The following is an 18,953-nucleotide window of genomic DNA, read 5'->3' as shown; positions in this document are numbered from 1 at the left end:
ATTTTCATCTTGGTATTGGTGCTTGGCTCCCACGTCATCCAGTAAGCTAGAGCGGCATCCGCATGCTTCTTGGGTAGCAAGTCATAGCGACTAATGTTGAAGTGGTCTTTAAAGTCAATCTCAGCTTGTCTAAATACCGACTGAGCAAAAATCTTATCCGCATAAGCTGGGCTATCAATGCCACCCAGGCAAGCCACAACCCTAGCCTTACGCTTCTTCAGGAGCGATTGAGCATAGCTTGGATGAATCGGTTGCTCACTCTTGAGGTAGTCGATATCTTCCAACATGCTAGTCTGTTGCTCACGCAATTTCTTCTGGCCAGTGAAGAGAGCGATAAAAGCATCCTCGTCCAAGTCCTCACGGATAAAACCGCCCTGCTTACGAATAGCTGGCAAGACCTCTGATGTCACCCAGCGCTTGAACTCCTTAGCTTGAGGCAACTTGCTGGATAGGATGAGAGAGTAGAGACCAGATTCGTTGATGATCAACATATCCTGTGTTCCACCACTAGTAGGGATGCCCTGTTTTAGGGCGTCCTCTTCATCAACGTGAAGAGCAATCGCATTTCTAGCCTTGCTATATCCTAGGATGTCTGCAACATCTTTCCCAACGAACCACGGCTCGTCATCAATTGTCAAAGTACGGACTTCCTGCCCGTGAAAATTAAAAATTTCGTTCATAAAGTTCCTTTCTAAATTCGGTATTTGGTAGTAAATTTTTTGATAGGTTGCTCATATCTCTTTCCTTCCTATTCTTCTCCCCTTTTTGCTATAATAAAAGCAGAAAGGGGGTGATGTAATGAATAATGAACAAAATCCATTCGATGTGATGGTTGACTTAGGGCAAGACAAGATTAAATTACTCATTGCGACATTATCTGATAATCACGAAAAAGTAGATGATGTCACTTTTCAAGTAATTGATACTGTCAATGTACTACTCGATCAACAAGCGGACATGCTTGACGAGCAATGGCGACGTGGCTCTAAGTAATTAAAGCAGGTCCTTGAGAAATTTTTCAAATTCCTTACGCTGAGACTCAGCAAGCTCTGCTCTTTCAATAGCTTGCTGAGTCATCAGTGTTTTAAGACTACTACTTAATTTTTTTCTATCGATGTAACTATTTTTAAATTCCTTATTTGCCATATCTCTTTCCTTTCTATTTTTCTCTCCTTTTTGCTATAATAAAAGCAGAAAGGAAGTGATCTAATGCCACAAATCACCAATGATAATGTCCAGATTTGGACACTCTATATCACAGTAATAATTGCAGTTATCGGTTTTGTTTTTAATACCATTTCACTCTGGCAAACAAAGAAAGCTACAGAGGATATGGCAAAGCCTTATATTAATGTTTATGTAGATGTCTATGCAGTTAAAAATCAACAACGTACCTTTGTTTTTAAAAACTTTGGCCAAACTCCAGCATATATAGATAATATTCAGATAGATGGCGAATTGGATCCATTGAATTCTGTACACCGCTTCAACTCACTTATCGGAAATATGATTGCCCCAGGACAAAAATTTACATCATCAATAGACCCAGATTATAAAGGTCGAATTACACTGACAATTACTTACTCCGATAGCAAGAAACACAAATATATAGACAAGTTTGTACTTGATGCTACATTGGCATCTGCAATGTTCTACACTGTAAACGAGAGCAATAAAAGCGATTCTCCAGCTACAGCTATCAGACAATCGACCATGGCTCTATTACGCGATCTACGATAGAACCATCTCCGAGCGATTTTACAGTTCAAACATCACGTAAGAATTCAATTTTTATCTCAACAGTTTCATCGTCAAGTGTATTGGCGATGATTTTATTTTTTGCGTCAATCGCTTCGTTCAAGTCTTTACAAGTTAATTCATAAAATACATTTACATTTGCATTCATCTCTTCCCCTCCTACTCCAGCACCTTACTGCCGACTACCAACCGTTTAACGACAACGTCCATCTCCTTAAATTCAGCATTCTCTGCACAGTAGCGGACACTCTCGCTGATGATGTGACAAATAGATACGCCGTACTCGTTCGCCAGCTCCGTAGCAATCTCCCAAGCATCTCTGTCAATCCGTGTTACTTTTTGCGCTGCGTTGTTCATACTATTTCCTCCTACAACATATCTTCTACCCTACACCCTAGCGCCTTGGCGATGACCACCGCCTGCGACAGCGTCACTGCCTTCAGGTCGTTCTCGATCCGTGACAAGGTCGTGTAGTCTATCAAGGTTCGCTTGGCAAGCTCACGCAAGCCCAGCTTTTGAGCCGTTCTCAGCTCCCTCATTTTCGCTCCATACATCGACTTCTTCCTTTCTACTAATAGGTCTTTTCAAAACTGTTGGTACTTGTCAACAGTTTTGATAGAATTATTCTATCGATTTTGAAAAAGTTTGACCTTTTTGACTTTTGTTAGATGTACATGAGAATTTCTCAAGTTGTTTTTTTAAAATTAAGCTCCTAGTAAATCTTTGGAGCTTACGCCATATTTCTCATAAATTTTTAAAAGATGTTTTGGCTTAATTTTATAAATATCTTTTTCCCATGATCCAACTGTTTGTGCGCTGACGCCTATACTTGCGCCAAATGCCTCTTGAGATAATTTCCCATTCTTTGCACGAATTTCTGCTATTGTTATTGTTGGTTTAGGCAACTTAGTACCTCCTTTCTAGCAGTCACTAAAAGAACCAATGCCAGATAAATAATGCCCAGATAAGTGCAACAACCAACCAACCAAGCCTATATTTCCAGCGTCCTATTTTTTTATCTTCTGCTTTCATTTTTCTAAAAGACATGCTATAATCGTATTATCAAATAGGGTTTTGGGGCTTACGCCCCTCCCCCTCTCCCTTAGTCTTTAACTAGAGCTAAGAGATATTTGATAATCTCAACTATTGCTGGTATCAATGCTGAGATGATGATTGCCTTGGACTCATTGCTCCAAGGCTTTTTATGTCGCCTGGATTTCTTTGTCCGCTTCATCTTACGACTTAGCATGTCTTTCCTCCTTGTTTTATTTAGTTGATTACCTCAACCATGATTTAATTATACTTGATTTTTTCTCAAGTGTCAATAGTTTACTTGAGTTTTTTTCAATTTTTTTGATTTTTTCTATACTGTACTTGATAATTTCTCAAATATATTATAGAATATAGTTGAGAAAAAGAGGTAAAACAAATGGAAAACATACAAGAAATATCTTATAGAATTAGAGAATTACGTTTAGCAAATAATTTAGAACAAACAGAAGTAGCTGATTACTTAGGGTATAAATCAGATACAACGGTCTCGAAATGGGAAAATGGAAAAAATTTGCCAACTGGTGCTAAATTAGTGAAATTAGCAAAACTTTTCAACACAACAACAGATTATATTCTACACGGTAAAGATATAAATACCACAGCGTCCCCAGATTTGCTCACACAGCAGATAACGGACAAGGTGGTACAATTAACCCCAGATAATAAAAAAATCGTGCTACGGACTTCTGAGGAGCTTCTGAAGAGTCAAGACGCAAACGGCGAGATGTACACAGAGCAAAACGAAGAAGAAACGAAGAAAAACGAAGTATCGGAAGTTATCAGCTTGTATCAAGTTGAGGTTGTATCTGAGACGGCAGCAGCTTCTGGATTTAACTATGGATTCGGTTACGACGATACAGATAGAGAGACTATAGAGGTTGACGAGCAACCACCACGCCACGATATTGCGACTAAGGTAAGCGGAGACTCCATGCAACCTGACTACCAAGACGGAGACATTCTCTATTTAGTAGACAAAGGACTGACCACCTACAACGGAGATTTGGCAGTTATCGCATACGGAGACCGTTCTTACTTCAAAAAGATCTATACCGAAAACGGACGCTTACGCCTCGTATCACTCAATGACAAGTACGAAGACATCATCCTAGACTTCCCACCAGCCGAAGACACACACATCAAGATCTATGCAGTAGTCGGGGTGTATAGAGGAGGTGCTACCTATTGAGTCGTCAACCAAAATGGAATAATAGAAAACTTATCAATCACCTAGCTTCTAAAGATGTTACCTTCAATAACATTTCTATAGGTCAAGCAATAACTTTCTTTGATAAGAATAACTACTACTACAAACTCGCTGCCTTTAGGAAAAACTTTAAAAAGAAAGATGGTAAATATGTGGATTTAGATTTCTCGTATTTACAGGATCTTGCATCTCTTGATATGAAAATCAGAGCTATACTTTTAAACATAGCAATCGATGTGGAACATTTTATTAAGGTTGAACTTTCTCGCCAAATAAACAATAATCCGCAAGAAGATGGATATAGCATTCTGACTGAGTTCAAAAACTCGCAATACAATAAATATTACGAGTTTACAAAGAAGAAATTCAGAGAGTCACGTTATCAAAACGCTATGTTTAATAAAAGAAAACATGATTATCCATATTGGGCATTGCTAGAACATATGGACTATGGTTGTCTCATCAAATTCGTAACATTCTACTACCAAAAACACGGATGTAAATCATTAAAAAAAGCTTCAGAATTAGGTGATGGAGCTAGACATATAAGAAATGCCTGTGCCCATAATAGCGTTTTACTACTTAATGTGTTTGAAAAGAATGATAAATTATCAAACGTTAACGCTGTTATTACTACTTTTGCAAAACAAGTCGATGTAATCAAATACAAAAACTATAAGAAAGTAAACGATTTAATTTCACTTCTAGTATTGACTAAAGCTTATTGCTCTCCTGCAGTACTAGACTACCAAAAACAAGCTATAGACAATTTTATAGTGCGCTGCCAGAGGAATCAATCAGCTTATGCTAAAAATGTGGAATTAACAAAAATGATGGTTGTATTCAAAAAAATCGTTGACATCTTATAAATAATTTGATACTATGGATATAGTGTAAGACTGATTTAGTTCAGCGCCCTATAATAAATGCGTGCATTTACAAGGGAATCCATACCATAGAAAAAGTCGACTAGTTCCTAGCCGGCTTTTACTGTTTTTAGAAAATATATTCTACAAAGGCAGTAAGTGTTTCCATTTTGGAAACAACTCAAAAAAATCCCCACACTCGCCATCGCCAAACTTTGAGTGTGAGGATTTAACTTTCCATCAAGCAAGCAATGGAAAGGATGATAAAAAAATACAACTATAGTTTATCATAAGTTCTACACCTTTTCAACTATGCGGGCAAGCAATCGAAAAGAAAGGACTTTTTATGATAAAAAAATACATTACAAAAAAAGGAGAGACTAGATATCTCTTTCAAACATATCTGGGCATAGACCCTGCTACTGGAAAAGAAAAACGCACAACACGACGTGGTTTTAAAACCATAAAGGAGGCAAAGGCTGCCGAACGTGACCTTCTCTTAGACGTTGAAGAAAATGGTTTTTCAAACAATGAAGATTTCCAGAACCCTACTTTCGCTGAAGTCGCTGAGTTATGGCTTGATAGCTATAAAAGCACTGTAAAACCAACAACATATCAGAACGTTAAGAAAAAACTTGATGTTATGATTGACTTGTATTTTACAGATATGAAGATCCAGCAGATCAGTGTTGCTTATTGTCAGAAGGTTGCTATCAAGTTAAGTAATCGCTATATCCTCTATGCCAATTACTACTCTGTCATCAGCCGTATTTTCAAATATGCCACTTCTATTGACATCATTAAGTCAAATCCCTTAGACAAGATTATCAAGCCTAAAAACAGGCCCTTAAAGGCCAAGGAGAACTACTATACAAAGCAGGAGCTAACGGAGTTTCTTAAAGTTTGCAGAGTAGATTGTAAGCCTGTAGAGTATACCTTTTATCACTTACTAGCTTTTACTGGTTTGAGATGTGGTGAGGCTCTTGGGCTTATGTGGTCAGATGTTGACTTTGAAAATAAACGATTAAGCATTTCTCGGACAGCTGTCGTTGTTAATAAAAAACAAACTGTTCAGGACCCTAAAACCAAAAAGAGTAAGAGAGTGATCACCTTAGATGATGAAACTCTAAATGTATTGAAACTCTGGAAGCGTCAGCAAATAAAAGAATATTTCCAGGCTGGTGTGCCTTACAAACGTGAATCGAATTATATATTTACGAATGATATGGGAGGATGGCTTTTGGCTGCAACTATGAAAGTGAAGCTTAGAAGATTCTTTTGTAAACACAATGAGCTTAAAAAAATTACACCTCATGGCTTTAGACATACACACGCTTCTCTCCTATTTGAAGCTGGTGTTACAGCGAAAATCATTTCAGATAGACTCGGTCACAATAATGTTCAAATCACCCTTGATATGTATACCCACATCAATGATAATCAACGTGTTGAAGTCGTTAATCAACTCATGGATTTCATCCGCTCCAGCTAAAAGTCATGCCGTATTCAATATCGTATTCACTTTTGGTTAACACACTAGAAACCTACTGATTTCAAACGATTAGCAAGCTATGTACTATTTATGGTATAATCCGCTTTCAACGATAAAGAAAAGGTAAGAAAAATGAAACATTTAGAAATTGAATTGAAAACACTATTGAAAAAAGATGAGTATGATCGTCTAAAAGACCAGTTCACAGGTGTCACTCCTGTTCTTCAAAAAAATTACTACATCGACACACCTGATTTTGAGCTGCGAGAAAAGAAAGTTGCTATGCGCATTCGAACTTTTGAAGACTGGGCAGAATTGACACTCAAAGTCCCGCAGAGTGTTGGAAACATGGAATACAACCAAAAATTGCAACTAAAAGATGCTGAAAACTATCTGAGCAAGAAAGAATTTCCTCAAGGGATAGTATTGGATGAATTGGCGAAACATGGTATCCAAACTAGTGAATGGCAGGTTCTTGGTTGTCTAACAACGCTTCGCTATGAAATGCAAACAGCTATTGGCCTCATGGCACTGGATGAAAGTCAGTACTTTGATATGACAGATTATGAATTAGAGCTTGAAGTGGAAAATCATGAGCAAGGCAAACAGGATTTCCAGCAATTTTTAGAGGAAAATCAGATTTCCTATCAAAAAGCTCCTTCAAAATTGGTTCGATTTGTCAAAAGCATGAAAAATAGCTGAAATAATCTCCATTTTTTGGTAAAATAGAAAAGATAAAAATACACAGGTTCTAGTTCATATATGTAAGATAAATATCACTAGGATTTAAAAAGTTTACAGAGGACGGTCTATAATGTCAGATAGAAAAAACATGAAACTTTTCGCACTCAACTCTAACCAAGAGATTGCACAGAAAATTGCTGAAGCTGTTGGTGTCCCACTTGGAAAACTATCGTCACGTCAATTTTCAGACGGAGAAATCCAAGTGAATATCGAAGAAAGTGTCCGTGGTTATGATGTTTACATCATCCAATCAACAAGTTTCCCTGTCAACAACCACCTAATGGAATTGTTGATCATGGTCGACGCTTGTGTGCGTGCAAGTGCCCACAGTATCAACGTTGTCCTTCCATATTTTGGCTATGCACGTCAAGACCGCATTGCTTGTCCTCGTGAGCCACTTACAGCAAAACTAGTTGCCAATATGCTGGTTAAGGCTGGGGTTGATCGTATCCTGACTCTTGATTTGCATGCCGTTCAGGTTCAAGGTTTCTTTGATATTCCAGTGGATAATCTTTTCACTGTCCCCCTATTTGCAAAACATTACTGCGATAAGGGACTACTCGGTTCAGATGTTGTTGTCGTTAGCCCTAAAAATTCAGGTGTCAAACGTGCGCGTAGCTTGGCTGAATATCTTGACGCTCCTATCGCCATTATCGACTATCCTCAAGACGATGCAACTCGCAACGAAGGTTATATCATTGGTGATGTTGAAGGTAAGAAAGCTATCTTGATTGATGATATTTTAAATACAGGACGTACCTTCTCTGAAGCTGCTAAAATCGTTGAACGTGAAGGAGCTACAGAAATTTATGCTGTTTCTAGCCACGGCCTCTTCGTCGAAGGAGCTGCTGAACTTCTTGACAATACTAATATTAAAGAAATTCTTGTGACTGATTCAGTAGCAACAAAAGAAAAAACTCCTAAAAACGTATGCTACATCACTGCTAGTGAGTTAATTGGTGATGCTATCGTCCGTATCCACGAAAGAAAACCAGTCAGCCCACTCTTTGCCTACAACAAAAAGAAATAAGGTGATTCTTTGATTTATTTGGACAATGCTGCAACGACTCCTATGTCAGCAGTTGCTATTTCAGCTATGACCGAGGTTATGCAAGAAACCTATGGAAATCCTTCTAGTATTCATGCTCATGGTCGTCAAGCTGGCAAACTATTGCGAGAAGCCCGTCAGGAGCTAGCTCAGTTACTGGGGACAAAACCTCAACATATCTTTTTCACTTCTGGTGGGACAGAAGGCAACAATACTGCTATCATTGGTTACTGCCTTCGTCACCAAGAACAAAGAAAACATATTATCACAACTGCTATTGAGCACCATGCTGTCCTTGAAACAATTGATTACTTGGTTCAACACTTTGGGTTTGAAGCAACCATTATCCAGCCAGAAAATCAAGAAATCACCGCCCAGCAAATTCAAGAGGCCTTACGTGACGATACGATTTTGGTTTCTACCATGTTTGCCAATAATGAGACTGGAAACCTACTGCCCATTGCTGAAATTGGCCAAATACTCAAGCAACACCCAGCCGCCTATCATGTCGATGCAGTTCAGGCTATTGGTAAAATCCCTATACACCTAGAAGAATTGGGCATTGATTTTCTCACTGCTTCTGCCCACAAGTTCCATGGTCCTAAGGGAATCGGTTTTCTCTACGCATCTAGCATGGATTTTGATTCCTATCTTCATGGCGGAGACCAAGAACAGAAAAAACGAGCCGGAACTGAAAATCTAGCTGCCATCGTGGGTATGGTTGCAGCCCTAAAAGAAGACCTAGAAAAACAGGAAGAACATTTCCAACATGTACAAAATCTAGAAACTGCCTTTCTTGCAGAGCTAGAAGGAATTCAGTATTACGTGAATAGAGGACAACATCATCTCCCTTATGTTCTCAATATTGGATTTCCTGATCAGAAAAATGACCTTTTACTCCTTCGGCTAGATTTGGCTGGAATTTCTATCTCTACTGGCTCAGCCTGTACGGCAGGCATTGTCCAATCCAGCCATGTTCTTGAAGCCATGTACGGGGCAAATTCAGAACGCTTGAAGGAATCCGTTCGTATCAGTTTGTCGCCACAAAATACTGTTGAAGACCTACAAACCCTCGCAAAAACCTTAAAAGAAATTATCGGAGGTTAGCCATATGGCATTTGAAAAAACCATTCAGTTAAAAAATTGTCGTTACGACTACACTCTTAGCCCTTCTGTTAAAAAATTCACCCTCAAAGATAACACCTTTTTTGAGACTAAGGTTGGTAACTATGAATTGACTCGCCTTTTGGAAAAAGTGCCAAACAGCGGTGAAGGCTTCCAACTCAAAATCATCATTAACAAGGAACTTACAGGGGCTAAAATCAATATCACTGACAAGTTTGGTCTTCGTCTAGTTGATATTTTCAAATCAGAAGACCACCACATTCATCAGGAAAAATTCTACTTCCTCATGGATAGCTTGGTAGAACGTGGTGTCTTTACAAAATCAGAAAGATAGGTCCCATATGTTTGAATTGACCTATAAGGACAGCTATCATGTAGAGCGTACACTCAAGTATGAGGATTATGAAGCTCTCATGCTGGCTTTGTCAGGATGTGTGACCCTGCCAGATACACTTTATGTAACTTCTCTGACTTTTAATAGCCAGAAAATTTATCAGGGTCTGGTCGGAGACCTCTACCGTTTTCTATCACATACAGATTTTTTACATCAAAACTAAGATTTTTCTTAGTTTTTTCTTGTTTTTGTTGATTTTTTCACAATGTTTCTATAAAATAGAAGAATAGAAAGGTTGTGATTTTGTGAAAGATAAACAGTTTGCTATTCCAAAAGCTACAGCGAAAAGACTCTCTCTCTACTATCGAATTTTTAAGAGATTTCATGCAGAAAAGATTGAACGTGCCAACTCTAAACAAATTGCAGAGGCTATCGGTATTGATTCAGCGACCGTACGTCGTGATTTTTCCTATTTTGGTGAACTTGGTCGTCGTGGTTTTGGCTATGATGTCAAAAAACTGATGACATTTTTTGCCGATTTGCTCAATGATAACTCTATTACCAATGTCATGCTGGTTGGTATTGGAAATATGGGCCATGCCCTTCTCCACTACCGCTTTCATGAGCGTAACAAGATGAAGATTATCATGGCATTTGACCTGGATGACCATCCTGAAGTCGGTACCCAAACTCCTGACGGGATTCCCATTTACGGAATTTCTCAAATCAAGGATAAAATCAAGGATGCCGATGTCAAGACTGCTATCCTGACCGTTCCCAGTGTTAAGTCACAAGAGGTTGCTAATCTCTTGGTAGATGCTGGTGTGAAAGGAATTCTTAGTTTTTCACCAGTCCATCTGCATTTACCAAAAGATGTGGTCGTTCAGTATGTCGATTTGACAAGTGAACTCCAAACCCTCCTCTACTTCATGCGAAAAGAGGATTAGAAAGCGAAAATCATTTTATGAAAAAACCAGTTATTGGGATAACAGGAAACGAAAAAACTCATCCAGATGATGACATCATGATGAGCTACGCAGCAAAAGGCTTTGTGGAAGGCGTTAAAGACGCTGGAGGGATTCCCATCATCCTACCGATTGGTGATCAAGAAATGGCCTGCCACTATATCAGTATGATTGACAAGCTCATCTTGACAGGTGGGCAAAATGTTGATCCAAAATTCTATGGTGAACCAAAAACCATTGATAGCGATGACTACCACCTTCAAAGAGATATATTCGAACTAGCCCTCATCAAGGAAGCTATCAAACAGAAAAAGCCTATTTTCTCCGTCTGTCGTGGGACTCAGCTTTTTAACGTTGCCATGGGCGGAACTCTGTACCAAGATATCGAAGATCATTGGCAGAATTGTTCTGCCGAGTACACAACTCAACGCTTGGTGACAGAACCTGATACTGTTCTCCGAGAAATCTATGGAGAAATCTCCCATATCAACTCCTTCCATCACCAGAGTATCAAGGATTTAGCACCAAATTTAAAGATTGCGGCTCATGATCCTAAAGATGGTATTATTGAAGCTGTCATGAGTACGGATGATGTTGCCTTTCTCGGTGTCCAATGGCACCCAGAATTTCTATTTGAAAATCGCCCCAAAGATAAAAACCTCTTTGACTATGTTGTTAATGAACTTTAGATTAAATCTGTCTTTTCACGGTAACTAAAGTAACTAGATTGTGAGACAATCAAATGGTCCAAGAGGACAATCCCCATCAGGTCGCAGGCTTCTTTAACAATTTTAGTGACATGATCATCATTTCGGCTAGGCGCTACCGCTCCCGAAGGGTGATTGTGGACCAAGATGAGTGAAGTCGCCATATGCTTGATAGCATAGTGAAGAATCTCTCGCGGCTCAGCGATACTACGAGTTGCAGAACCGATAAAAATGGTCTGTTGATGAATGATTTGATTTTGAGTATTGAGATAGAGCGCCACCAGGTGCTCTTGTTTTTTGTCCCCCAATTCCTGTTGCATCTTCTTGGCCAACTTTTGACTGCTGAGAATACTTTCCATCTCAAGAGTCTCGTGTTTGTGAATACGATGGCCCAGTTCAATCATAGCTTGTAATTCTATGGCCTTAACACGGCCGATACCAGACAGACTCTGCAATTCCTGCAGGGTCATTTTTTTCAAATCCGTTAGGCTTGAAAGATTGCTCAAGACTTTCTGGGCAATTTCAAAAACGCTAGCTTGACGTGTTCCTGTCCTGAGTAAAATAGCTAGCAACTCTTGATTACTGAGCGCTTCAACTCCTTCCTTGGCCAGTCTTTCTCTTGGTAATAGTGAATCTTCTTGGAATGAAATACTGTACATAAAAATCCTCCTCACTTTATTATTCGTGAGAAGGATGAAAAATTAGATTTTTTTCTCAATTGGGGCCACACTAGCCAAAAGTTTTTTCAAACCTACTTCTGGGAAATTGATTTTCAATTCCTGCGTAGCACCGCTACCTGAAACTTCCACAACAGTTCCCTCTCCCCACTTCTTGTGGAGGGCAATGTCACCAATGGACCAATTTGCCTCGCTAGAAGCTGATTTTGCTCCAGCTGTAAATTGACCAAATGGGAGACCGCTTGACTGGATAGATTTTGGGGCAGCACTGCGTTTACGGTCTTGAAGAGCCTGGGCAAGACTCATACCTTGACCGAAGGCAACCCCACCACTGCTATAAGATGCCTTAAAGCTTGTATTTGCTGGACGAGCCAGACCTTGATACTCAAGTAAGTCCGAGCTGATTTCGTTAATAAAACGAGTGGGACGGTTGTAGTTGGTACGACCAAAAAGCAGGCGCGAGTTGGCATTTGTTAGATAGAGGATTTTCTCTGCACGCGTGATACCTACATAGGCTAGACGGCGCTCTTCTTCTAATTCATCTGGATCTTCAGCCGCACGACTAAGTGGAAAGACATTTTCTTCCATCCCAATCAAAAAGACAACTGGAAACTCGAGACCTTTGGCAGCATGCAGGGTCATCAAGGTCACTTCTGATGTCTCCTGACTACCTGAATCTGTGTCCGCAATCAAGGCCAAGTCATTTAAGAAACGACTTAGTTTATCCAAACCAGTTTCTTCTTCTGGCCCATCAGAGGTGTCATCAAAGTTTTTCGTCACAGAAAGGAACTCTTCAATATTTTCAACCCGAGCCTTGCTTTCTAAAGTCGCTTGAGCATTTAGAATATCGACGTAACCTGTTTTTTCTAGGACGGCCTCAACCAACTCAGTAATGCTTAACTGGTCCAGTTGCTCCCGCAAATCCAGAATCATATTGGCAAAATCCCAGATAGATTGGGCTACTTTACCCTTGATACCAGACAACATGATATTGGCTGAAGCATCTAGCATAGACATGTTTTGCATATTTGCAAAGTCACGAATTTTCTCAACAGTACCTGGCCCAATTCCACGTTTTGGTTCGTTGATAATACGCTCAAAACTGATATTGTCACTCAAATTAGCAATAAGATTAAGATAAGCGATAATATCGCGGATTTCCTTACGGCTGTAGAACTTGGTTCCACCAACCATGGTATAAGGAATGTTTGACTTGAGCAGGGCTTCCTCAATAGTACGGGACTGCGCATTAGTCCGATAGAGAACTGCAAAATCCTTGTGAAGGAAGTTTTGACTCCGACCAAGTTCATCGATGGTTTTGGCTACAAATACAGCCTCATCTAGTTCATCATTGGCACGATAGTAAACGATTTGTTCCCCATCAGCATTTTGGGTCCAGAGATTCTTAGGACGGCGGTTTTTGTTGTTTTTAATGACCTCGTTGGCCGCTTGAAGAATAGTCTTCGTAGAGCGATAATTTTCTTCTAACAAAACAACCTTGGCTTGGGGATAATCTTTCTCGAAATCCAAAATATTCTGCATATCAGCACCACGCCAACCGTAGATGGACTGATCCGCATCCCCAACCACACAGATATTTTTAAAGCGTGAAGCCAAGAGTTTGACCAATTGATACTGAGCGTGGTTGGTATCTTGGTACTCATCAACATGGATGTACTGAAACTTCTGCTGATAGTAGGTCAAGACATCAGGATTTTGATCAAAGAGACGCAGGGTCAGCATAATCAAATCATCAAAGTCAACCGACTCCGACTGACGCAGTTCTTTCTGATAAGCTGTATAACACTGGGACACGATTTGCGTATACATATCGCCAGCTTGGGCAGCATAAGCTACATCATCAATCAGATCATTCTTAGCATTGGAAATGGTTCCCAAAATAGTTCGTTCATTCCATTTTTTAGGATCCAAGTTCAACTGCTTGAGAATGCGTTTCATGAGAGTTCGCTGCTCCCCTGGATCTACAATAGTAAAATTGCGATTGTAACCAATATGGTCCGCATCGCGACGCAGAATACGCACACACATGGAGTGAAAGGTCGCAATCAGACAGTCCTGAGTAGCTGGATTAAGGCTATAAGCACGCTCTTTCATCTCACGCGCAGCCTTGTTAGTGAAGGTAATAGCCAAGATATTCCAAGGATTGACCAGCTTTTCATCGATTAAATAAGCGATACGGTGGGTCAAAACTCGGGTCTTTCCAGAGCCAGCCCCCGCCATAATCAACAAGGGACCTTCTGTCGTTTGCACCGCCTCAGCCTGACGGTCATTCATTCCATTTAATAATGCGTTCATCTTCTCTTCCTTACTCTTGAAGTCAATATTTCTATTATATCAGAAATCAGGGAAAATAGAAACTTTACGGGGAGTAGCAAAATATAGCGGATTGAAACTAGAATACTACACTGTAGGTTTCTAAAACACTCGACTTTTTCACTTAATTTTTTCATGAACTAGCTCAATACATCAATATAAAAAAGGTAAATTTAAGATTGGCAATACGAACGTTAAACAGAATTCCATTTCTCTTTTTAAAACCAAAACAACGATATCGTAAAACCTCTACAGGAACAATAGATTGCGACACTAAAATATTCTCCCCTAGTTTTGCTTTACTAATAGTATATAGGAGGAGAGCCCTGAATCCTAGACCCTCTGTTATGATGTGGTTACAAACAGAGTTGGAAAAAATCTTAAAGTCAGAAAAACGCATGATATCAGCCCCTAACACTTGATACAATGCGTTTTATTATGAAAAGATCTACTGGATTTTTTATCAAAATAAACTTCCAGTAGTCTTTTCAATTTTTATTAATAAGTTCCTTCTTCACCTTGGCTAGTCAAGATAACAGGTCCATCTTTCGTAATGACAAATTGGTGTTCATACTGACATGACAATCCACCGTCAATGGTCTTATGCGCCCAACCGGTTTTCATATCTGTATCGATTTCCCAGTCACCTGTATTAATCATTGGTTCAATAGTCAAGACCATTCCTTCACGGAGACGAAGTCCACGACCAGCAATACCATAGTTAGGAACCATTGGTTCTTCGTGCATGGTTGGGCCAACACCATGACCAACCAAATCACGCACTACACCGTAACCACGACTTTCAGCGTATTCTTGAATGGCTGCACCAATATCACCAATACGGTTCCCAATAACAGCTTGCTCAATCCCCTTATACATTGCTTCTTTAGTTACATCCATCAAGTTTTTCACTTCTTCGGACGGTGTACCTACAGCATAAGCCCAACAAGAGTCTGCTAAACCACCAGAATAGCTCTGAGTGTATTTCTTCATTTGCTCAACATTGTTGAAGTTTAATTTTGAGACATTCAAATCAGACTTAGCAATTGGACCTCCCAAAACCATGTCAACCTTGAGCAAATCACCATCTTTCAAGATATAGTGACGAGGGAAAGCATGAGCTACTTCATCATTAAGAGAGCAACAGGTAGCATAAGGATAGTCCATCATGGCACCGTCAACTCCAATCTGAAGCGGAAGGAAATTTTCTTCCTTACAACGACGGCGAACGTATTCTTCAACTTCCCACATATCTACGCCAGGCTTAATCAAATCACGCAAGCCAATATGGATACTTGCTAAAAAATCACCGGCCTTATCCATAGCTTCGATTTCACGAGCTGATTTTAATGTTATCATTTTTTCTCCTAGTTTCTAATTAATTTTAACGGTTACATTTGCTTTTGAAACAATCTGATGACCATGATAAATATCGTAATCAATAATAGCTGACCGTCTAGTATGGTGGATAATGCGTGCTTGAATGCGCAGTGTATCATCTATCTGAACAGCCTGCAAAAAGTAGATGAGCATCTGCTCGATAATGAGATTGCGACCACTATTCACAACTAAATCTTGGGTCATGTGAGTCAGTATCTCCGCTAATACACCATTAGCCAAAACACCGTTTTTCTCAAGCATAAAGGGTTCCACTGTAATGACGACTTCATCATGGTGATAAGCGAGTTTTTGACCAATCTGCTCAGAAAAAGTTGGTAGAGCAGAAACTTGGGAACGACTCATCTTCTCCATGACATCTCGTCGTGTCACAACTCCAAGCAAGGTTTGATTATTCCGAACAACCGGTACCATTTCAAAGTCTTCAGCAATCATCCGTTGACTCACATTGGCAATATTTGTCGATAATCCAACTAAAAATAAACTACGAGACATGACCTTGTCAATTGTGGTACTTGGTGACTTATCACCAGCATCTCTCATGGTTACAATGCCAACAACAACCTGATGTTGATTGATAACAGGAAAACGACTGCTACGATTCTTGCGTACCAAGTACAAATAATCTTTAACGGTGTCTGTCTCTCTCAGAAAACCATACTCATGACTTGGACGATAAAGCTTCTCAACTGTCAAAATATCAGTCTTGATTCGGACATTTGACAAGGCTTTATTGATCATAGTCGCAACAGTGAAAGTGTCATGCTTGCTTCTTAGAACAGGAATCCCTTTTTGATTTGCCAGTTTAAGCACATCATCATGAACATGAAAACCACCTGTAACCAAAACGGCATTTTCATTTTCCAGCGCTAGTAATTGGATACGGGTCCGGTCTCCGACAATCAAGAGTCCCCCATCATGAAGGTAGGATAGGATGTTTTGTTCAGTCATGGCACCGATAGAGAACTTACTAAATTCTCTCTCTAAACCTTCTTTCCCAGCCAGAACCTCAGAAGAAGTCACCTCTGCAATTTCAGCAAACGCTAATCTCTCTATAGCAACTTTCTGGGATTTAACACGAATTGTTCCACTTCTAGGACGGGTCTCCACAATTCCACGGTTTTCAGCTTCTTTAATAGCCCGATAGGCTGTTCCATCACTAACTCCTAGATGATTGGAAATACTACGAACACTGACTCTTTTACCTACTGGTAATTCCTCCAAATAGCTTAGAATTTCCTGATGCTTACTCATTGAACTCTCCTTTTACATACCGAAATTCAAGATAATCCCGCATTTTTCTTGTGTAACGATCACTTCCTTTAAACTGACGAATCAATCGAAATCCAGACTTAAGGGCAACCCGTTGACTTGCTTCATTTTCGAGATGGGTAATAATAGATAATTGTTTTAAATCAAATTCTTCAAAAGAAAGCTGACAAATTTTTCTAACAACCTCTGTCATAAATCCTTGCGACCAAGCATCTTTTCTCAAAAAATAGCCAAGCTCAGCTTCTTTTTTGATTTCATCTAACTTCTCAAATTTAATAGAACCAATCATTTGTTGATTTTTCTGGTCACAAATTGCCCACACTCCCAAAGGGGACTTCATAAAGTAATTGGCAAGTGCATACTGACTTTCTTCCAGACTTGCCTGCGTTGGGAAAATAAATTGAAGATTTTCTGGATTTGAAGCTACCTCGTGGAAGTCCTGATTATCACTAAAAAAGAAAGGACGCAAATACAAGCGATCCGTTTCAAAAAAAGAAAACATTGCTAATTTGGTCCAAATATTCATAAACACCTCTACGGTTTAATACTCAACAAGTCTAATATCCGCTCCTAGATTACGTAATTTTTCGATAATATCAGAATAACCACGTAAGATAAACTCGACATTGATAATTTCAGTTTGTCCCTCGGCCATCAAACCAGCAATAACTAAAGCTGCACCTGCTCTCAGGTCAGTTGCTTTAACACTGGCTCCACGTAAACTACGTCCACCCGTGTACAAAATATGACCATTTGTTGTCGAAATGTTCGCATCCATCTTTACTAGTTCAAAAACATGATTTACACGTTTTTCGTAAATCGTATCGACAATTGTACCACGACCATTCGCTCTTAGTAAAAGTGGGGTAATCGGTTGTTGCAAATCAGTTGCAAAGCTTGGGTAAGGAGCCGTCTTAATATTGATTGCTTTCAAATTAGACTGTTCCTCGACAAAAATGCTGTCTTCAGATACAGTCATTCTCACTCCCATTTCTTCCAACTTAGCAATAAATCCTTCTAGGTGTTCGTAAAGAACATTATTGATACGAATTCCTTTACCAACTGCAGCAGCTAAGGAAATATATGTTCCAGCTTCAATGCGGTCTGGAATCACCTGATGACGTGTCCCATGTAATCTTTCGACACCATCAATAATGATGATATTGGTTCCTGCCCCACGGATATGGGCACCCATATTATTCAAGAGGGTAGCTACATCAATAATTTCAGGTTCACGGGCTGCATTTTCAATAATAGTACGACCATTTGCTTTAACCGCAGCAATCATCGTATTAATCGTTGCTCCTACACTAACCGTATCCATGTAAATACTTGTACCATGAAGTCCTGTATCTTTAGCAGATAACTTCATGTTATCTCCCTCGTAGCTAACAGTGGCACCCATAGCTTCAAAAGCCTTAAGGTGTAGGTCAATCGGACGAGGACCAAGGTCACATCCTCCAGGCAAGCCAACTGTGGCTTCACCAAAGCGACCTAAAAGACTTCCATAAAAATAATAAGATGCACGAAGACTATTGATTTTCCCATAAGGCATTGGAATATTTTGAACACCTCTTGGATCAATCTCCAAGACATCGTCATAACGCTTAACAGTAGCTCCCATCAATTCCATAATTTCGACAAGACTGGCTACATCCGAAATATCTGGAACGCAATCCAAAGTCACCACATCATCAGCCAAGATAATAGCCGGAATTAAGGCCACAACACTATTTTTAGCACCACTAATAGTGATTTCACCTTGTAGTGGTAATCCACCATTGATAACAATTTTTCTCATTCTAAGTTTTCAATACTCTCTCAAGATTTCTAATAAGGTCTTTAAAATAAATTATATCATAAATGCAACCTTTTTTCCATCCTTTTCAATTTTATTGGATAAATCAGAGTTGATGAGTTAGTCACTGATACTCAATGAAAACCAAAGAGCAGATTAGGAAGCTAGCCGCAGG

At 39.5% G+C, this 18,953-nt stretch carries 25 protein-coding genes; 12 read left to right on the top strand and 13 right to left on the bottom strand.

The genetic code is table 11. From position 1 onward, the window contains the following. A partial coding sequence (locus HT688_RS05320) for an ORF6C domain-containing protein (RefSeq protein ID WP_172923625.1) occupies positions 1–680 on the bottom strand: 680 nt, incomplete at its 3' end. Positions 681–798: 118 nt separating this feature from the next. Between HT688_RS05320 and HT688_RS05315 the strand changes: the two genes are divergently transcribed. Next, a complete protein-coding gene (locus HT688_RS05315) occupies positions 799–993 on the top strand; it encodes a hypothetical protein (RefSeq protein ID WP_001058504.1) in 195 nt (64 codons plus the stop codon). Here HT688_RS05315 and HT688_RS05310 read toward each other — a convergent pair whose 3' ends face one another. Beyond that, positions 994–1,146, bottom strand: a complete 153-nt coding sequence (locus HT688_RS05310) for a hypothetical protein (RefSeq protein WP_172923624.1) — start codon at positions 1,144–1,146, stop codon at positions 994–996. A gap of 63 nt (positions 1,147–1,209) precedes the next feature. On the opposite strand from HT688_RS05310, the gene HT688_RS05305 reads away from it, so the two are divergent. Further along, positions 1,210–1,740 (top strand): DUF8453 domain-containing protein, encoded by a 531-nt coding sequence (locus tag HT688_RS05305; protein WP_001135683.1) that lies wholly within the window; start codon positions 1,210–1,212, stop codon positions 1,738–1,740. A gap of 25 nt (positions 1,741–1,765) precedes the next feature. On the opposite strand, the gene HT688_RS05300 is transcribed toward HT688_RS05305, so the two are convergent. The 5 genes from HT688_RS05300 to HT688_RS05280 all read right to left on the bottom strand — a co-directional run bounded on the left by HT688_RS05300 (position 1,766) and on the right by HT688_RS05280 (position 3,007). Further along, positions 1,766–1,906 carry a hypothetical protein gene (locus HT688_RS05300; protein WP_000993373.1) on the bottom strand — a complete coding sequence of 47 codons (141 nt, stop codon included), beginning with the start codon at positions 1,904–1,906 and terminating at the stop codon, positions 1,766–1,768. A gap of 11 nt (positions 1,907–1,917) precedes the next feature. Continuing rightward, positions 1,918–2,115 carry a hypothetical protein gene (locus HT688_RS05295; RefSeq protein WP_001057655.1) on the bottom strand — a complete coding sequence of 66 codons (198 nt, stop codon included), beginning with the start codon at positions 2,113–2,115 and terminating at the stop codon, positions 1,918–1,920. A gap of 11 nt (positions 2,116–2,126) precedes the next feature. Beyond that, positions 2,127–2,312, bottom strand: a complete 186-nt coding sequence (locus HT688_RS05290) for a helix-turn-helix domain-containing protein (RefSeq protein ID WP_000274132.1) — start codon at positions 2,310–2,312, stop codon at positions 2,127–2,129. Between the two features lie 150 nt (positions 2,313–2,462). Beyond that, positions 2,463–2,663, bottom strand: coding sequence for a helix-turn-helix transcriptional regulator (locus HT688_RS05285; RefSeq protein WP_050365350.1), 201 nt, complete (start codon positions 2,661–2,663; stop codon positions 2,463–2,465). A 197-nt stretch (positions 2,664–2,860) separates the two neighbouring features. Further along, a complete protein-coding gene (locus tag HT688_RS05280; protein ID WP_014017253.1) occupies positions 2,861–3,007 on the bottom strand; it encodes a hypothetical protein in 147 nt (48 codons plus the stop codon). 180 nt (positions 3,008–3,187) lie between these two features. Between HT688_RS05280 and HT688_RS05275 the strand changes: the two genes are divergently transcribed. The 10 genes from HT688_RS05275 to HT688_RS05230 all read left to right on the top strand — a co-directional run bounded on the left by HT688_RS05275 (position 3,188) and on the right by HT688_RS05230 (position 11,281). After that, on the top strand, positions 3,188–4,000 hold the full coding sequence (locus tag HT688_RS05275; RefSeq protein WP_172923623.1) for an XRE family transcriptional regulator: 813 nt from the start codon (positions 3,188–3,190) through the stop codon (positions 3,998–4,000). Then, positions 3,997–4,887, top strand: coding sequence for an Abi family protein (locus tag HT688_RS05270; RefSeq protein ID WP_172923622.1), 891 nt, complete (start codon positions 3,997–3,999; stop codon positions 4,885–4,887). The genes HT688_RS05275 and HT688_RS05270 overlap by 4 nt, the downstream gene beginning before the upstream one ends. A gap of 343 nt (positions 4,888–5,230) precedes the next feature. Continuing rightward, on the top strand, positions 5,231–6,376 hold the full coding sequence (locus HT688_RS05265; RefSeq protein WP_172923621.1) for a site-specific integrase: 1,146 nt from the start codon (positions 5,231–5,233) through the stop codon (positions 6,374–6,376). A 132-nt stretch (positions 6,377–6,508) separates the two neighbouring features. Next, positions 6,509–7,078 (top strand): CYTH domain-containing protein, encoded by a 570-nt coding sequence (locus tag HT688_RS05260; RefSeq protein ID WP_000681273.1) that lies wholly within the window; start codon positions 6,509–6,511, stop codon positions 7,076–7,078. Positions 7,079–7,190: 112 nt separating this feature from the next. Then, on the top strand, positions 7,191–8,150 hold the full coding sequence (locus HT688_RS05255; RefSeq protein WP_001283810.1) for a ribose-phosphate diphosphokinase: 960 nt from the start codon (positions 7,191–7,193) through the stop codon (positions 8,148–8,150). A 9-nt stretch (positions 8,151–8,159) separates the two neighbouring features. Further along, positions 8,160–9,275, top strand: coding sequence for a cysteine desulfurase family protein (locus HT688_RS05250; RefSeq protein ID WP_172923620.1), 1,116 nt, complete (start codon positions 8,160–8,162; stop codon positions 9,273–9,275). A gap of 4 nt (positions 9,276–9,279) precedes the next feature. Then, positions 9,280–9,627, top strand: coding sequence for a DUF1831 domain-containing protein (locus HT688_RS05245; RefSeq protein WP_000863540.1), 348 nt, complete (start codon positions 9,280–9,282; stop codon positions 9,625–9,627). A gap of 7 nt (positions 9,628–9,634) precedes the next feature. Next, complete coding sequence (locus tag HT688_RS05240) at positions 9,635–9,850, top strand: DUF4649 family protein (RefSeq protein WP_000462493.1); 216 nt, start codon at positions 9,635–9,637, stop codon at positions 9,848–9,850. Positions 9,851–9,932: 82 nt separating this feature from the next. Then, positions 9,933–10,574 carry a redox-sensing transcriptional repressor Rex gene (locus tag HT688_RS05235; protein ID WP_000653403.1) on the top strand — a complete coding sequence of 214 codons (642 nt, stop codon included), beginning with the start codon at positions 9,933–9,935 and terminating at the stop codon, positions 10,572–10,574. A 17-nt stretch (positions 10,575–10,591) separates the two neighbouring features. After that, positions 10,592–11,281 (top strand): gamma-glutamyl-gamma-aminobutyrate hydrolase family protein, encoded by a 690-nt coding sequence (locus HT688_RS05230; RefSeq protein ID WP_000743339.1) that lies wholly within the window; start codon positions 10,592–10,594, stop codon positions 11,279–11,281. Here HT688_RS05230 and radC read toward each other — a convergent pair. From radC to murA, 6 genes are all read right to left on the bottom strand, one after another. Further along, the gene (gene radC / locus HT688_RS05225; protein ID WP_000286927.1) at positions 11,278–11,958 is read right to left on the bottom strand and encodes a RadC family protein; all 681 of its coding nucleotides are present in this window, start codon (positions 11,956–11,958) and stop codon (positions 11,278–11,280) included. The genes HT688_RS05230 and radC overlap by 4 nt on opposite strands. A 42-nt stretch (positions 11,959–12,000) precedes the next feature. Continuing rightward, positions 12,001–14,292, bottom strand: a complete 2,292-nt coding sequence (pcrA, locus tag HT688_RS05220) for a DNA helicase PcrA (protein WP_050222845.1) — start codon at positions 14,290–14,292, stop codon at positions 12,001–12,003. A 516-nt stretch (positions 14,293–14,808) separates the two neighbouring features. Next, positions 14,809–15,669: a methionyl aminopeptidase gene (locus HT688_RS05215; protein ID WP_000631540.1), complete on the bottom strand. Its 861-nt coding sequence runs from the start codon at positions 15,667–15,669 to the stop codon at positions 14,809–14,811. Between the two features lie 15 nt (positions 15,670–15,684). Beyond that, positions 15,685–16,962, bottom strand: coding sequence for a CBS-HotDog domain-containing transcription factor SpxR (gene spxR, locus HT688_RS05210; protein WP_000033819.1), 1,278 nt, complete (start codon positions 16,960–16,962; stop codon positions 15,685–15,687). Continuing rightward, complete coding sequence (locus tag HT688_RS05205) at positions 16,955–17,506, bottom strand: GNAT family N-acetyltransferase (RefSeq protein WP_001028719.1); 552 nt, start codon at positions 17,504–17,506, stop codon at positions 16,955–16,957. The genes spxR and HT688_RS05205 overlap by 8 nt, the downstream gene beginning before the upstream one ends. Before the next feature lie 15 nt (positions 17,507–17,521). Next, positions 17,522–18,781, bottom strand: a complete 1,260-nt coding sequence (murA, locus tag HT688_RS05200) for a UDP-N-acetylglucosamine 1-carboxyvinyltransferase (RefSeq protein WP_023940713.1) — start codon at positions 18,779–18,781, stop codon at positions 17,522–17,524. Positions 18,782–18,953: the final 172 nt, after the last annotated feature.

Origin of the sequence: Streptococcus sp. 1559, from assembly GCF_013276735.1 — a bacterium.
GTDB classification, from domain to species: Bacteria; Bacillota; Bacilli; order Lactobacillales; family Streptococcaceae; genus Streptococcus; species Streptococcus pseudopneumoniae.
Note: the sequence above shows the minus strand (reverse complement) of the source record. Positions and strands in the feature narration are given on the sequence as shown.

What these genes read in the sequence shown, in the direction of transcription:
- HT688_RS05315 (WP_001058504.1), top strand. Translation starts at nt 799, where the DNA reads ATGAATAATGAACAAAATCCATTCGATGTGATGGTTGACTTAGGGCAA.
- HT688_RS05310 (WP_172923624.1), bottom strand. Translation starts at nt 1,146, where the DNA reads ATGGCAAATAAGGAATTTAAAAATAGTTACATCGATAGAAAAAAATTA.
- HT688_RS05305 (WP_001135683.1), top strand. Translation starts at nt 1,210, where the DNA reads ATGCCACAAATCACCAATGATAATGTCCAGATTTGGACACTCTATATC.
- HT688_RS05300 (WP_000993373.1), bottom strand. Translation starts at nt 1,906, where the DNA reads ATGAATGCAAATGTAAATGTATTTTATGAATTAACTTGTAAAGACTTG.
- HT688_RS05295 (WP_001057655.1), bottom strand. Translation starts at nt 2,115, where the DNA reads ATGAACAACGCAGCGCAAAAAGTAACACGGATTGACAGAGATGCTTGG.
- HT688_RS05290 (WP_000274132.1), bottom strand. Translation starts at nt 2,312, where the DNA reads ATGTATGGAGCGAAAATGAGGGAGCTGAGAACGGCTCAAAAGCTGGGC.
- HT688_RS05280 (WP_014017253.1), bottom strand. Translation starts at nt 3,007, where the DNA reads ATGCTAAGTCGTAAGATGAAGCGGACAAAGAAATCCAGGCGACATAAA.
- HT688_RS05275 (WP_172923623.1), top strand. Translation starts at nt 3,188, where the DNA reads ATGGAAAACATACAAGAAATATCTTATAGAATTAGAGAATTACGTTTA.
- HT688_RS05265 (WP_172923621.1), top strand. Translation starts at nt 5,231, where the DNA reads ATGATAAAAAAATACATTACAAAAAAAGGAGAGACTAGATATCTCTTT.
- HT688_RS05260 (WP_000681273.1), top strand. Translation starts at nt 6,509, where the DNA reads ATGAAACATTTAGAAATTGAATTGAAAACACTATTGAAAAAAGATGAG.
- HT688_RS05255 (WP_001283810.1), top strand. Translation starts at nt 7,191, where the DNA reads ATGTCAGATAGAAAAAACATGAAACTTTTCGCACTCAACTCTAACCAA.
- HT688_RS05245 (WP_000863540.1), top strand. Translation starts at nt 9,280, where the DNA reads ATGGCATTTGAAAAAACCATTCAGTTAAAAAATTGTCGTTACGACTAC.
- HT688_RS05240 (WP_000462493.1), top strand. Translation starts at nt 9,635, where the DNA reads ATGTTTGAATTGACCTATAAGGACAGCTATCATGTAGAGCGTACACTC.
- HT688_RS05230 (WP_000743339.1), top strand. Translation starts at nt 10,592, where the DNA reads ATGAAAAAACCAGTTATTGGGATAACAGGAAACGAAAAAACTCATCCA.
- radC (WP_000286927.1), bottom strand. Translation starts at nt 11,958, where the DNA reads ATGTACAGTATTTCATTCCAAGAAGATTCACTATTACCAAGAGAAAGA.
- pcrA (WP_050222845.1), bottom strand. Translation starts at nt 14,292, where the DNA reads ATGAACGCATTATTAAATGGAATGAATGACCGTCAGGCTGAGGCGGTG.
- HT688_RS05215 (WP_000631540.1), bottom strand. Translation starts at nt 15,669, where the DNA reads ATGATAACATTAAAATCAGCTCGTGAAATCGAAGCTATGGATAAGGCC.
- spxR (WP_000033819.1), bottom strand. Translation starts at nt 16,962, where the DNA reads ATGAGTAAGCATCAGGAAATTCTAAGCTATTTGGAGGAATTACCAGTA.
- HT688_RS05205 (WP_001028719.1), bottom strand. Translation starts at nt 17,506, where the DNA reads ATGAATATTTGGACCAAATTAGCAATGTTTTCTTTTTTTGAAACGGAT.
- murA (WP_023940713.1), bottom strand. Translation starts at nt 18,781, where the DNA reads ATGAGAAAAATTGTTATCAATGGTGGATTACCACTACAAGGTGAAATC.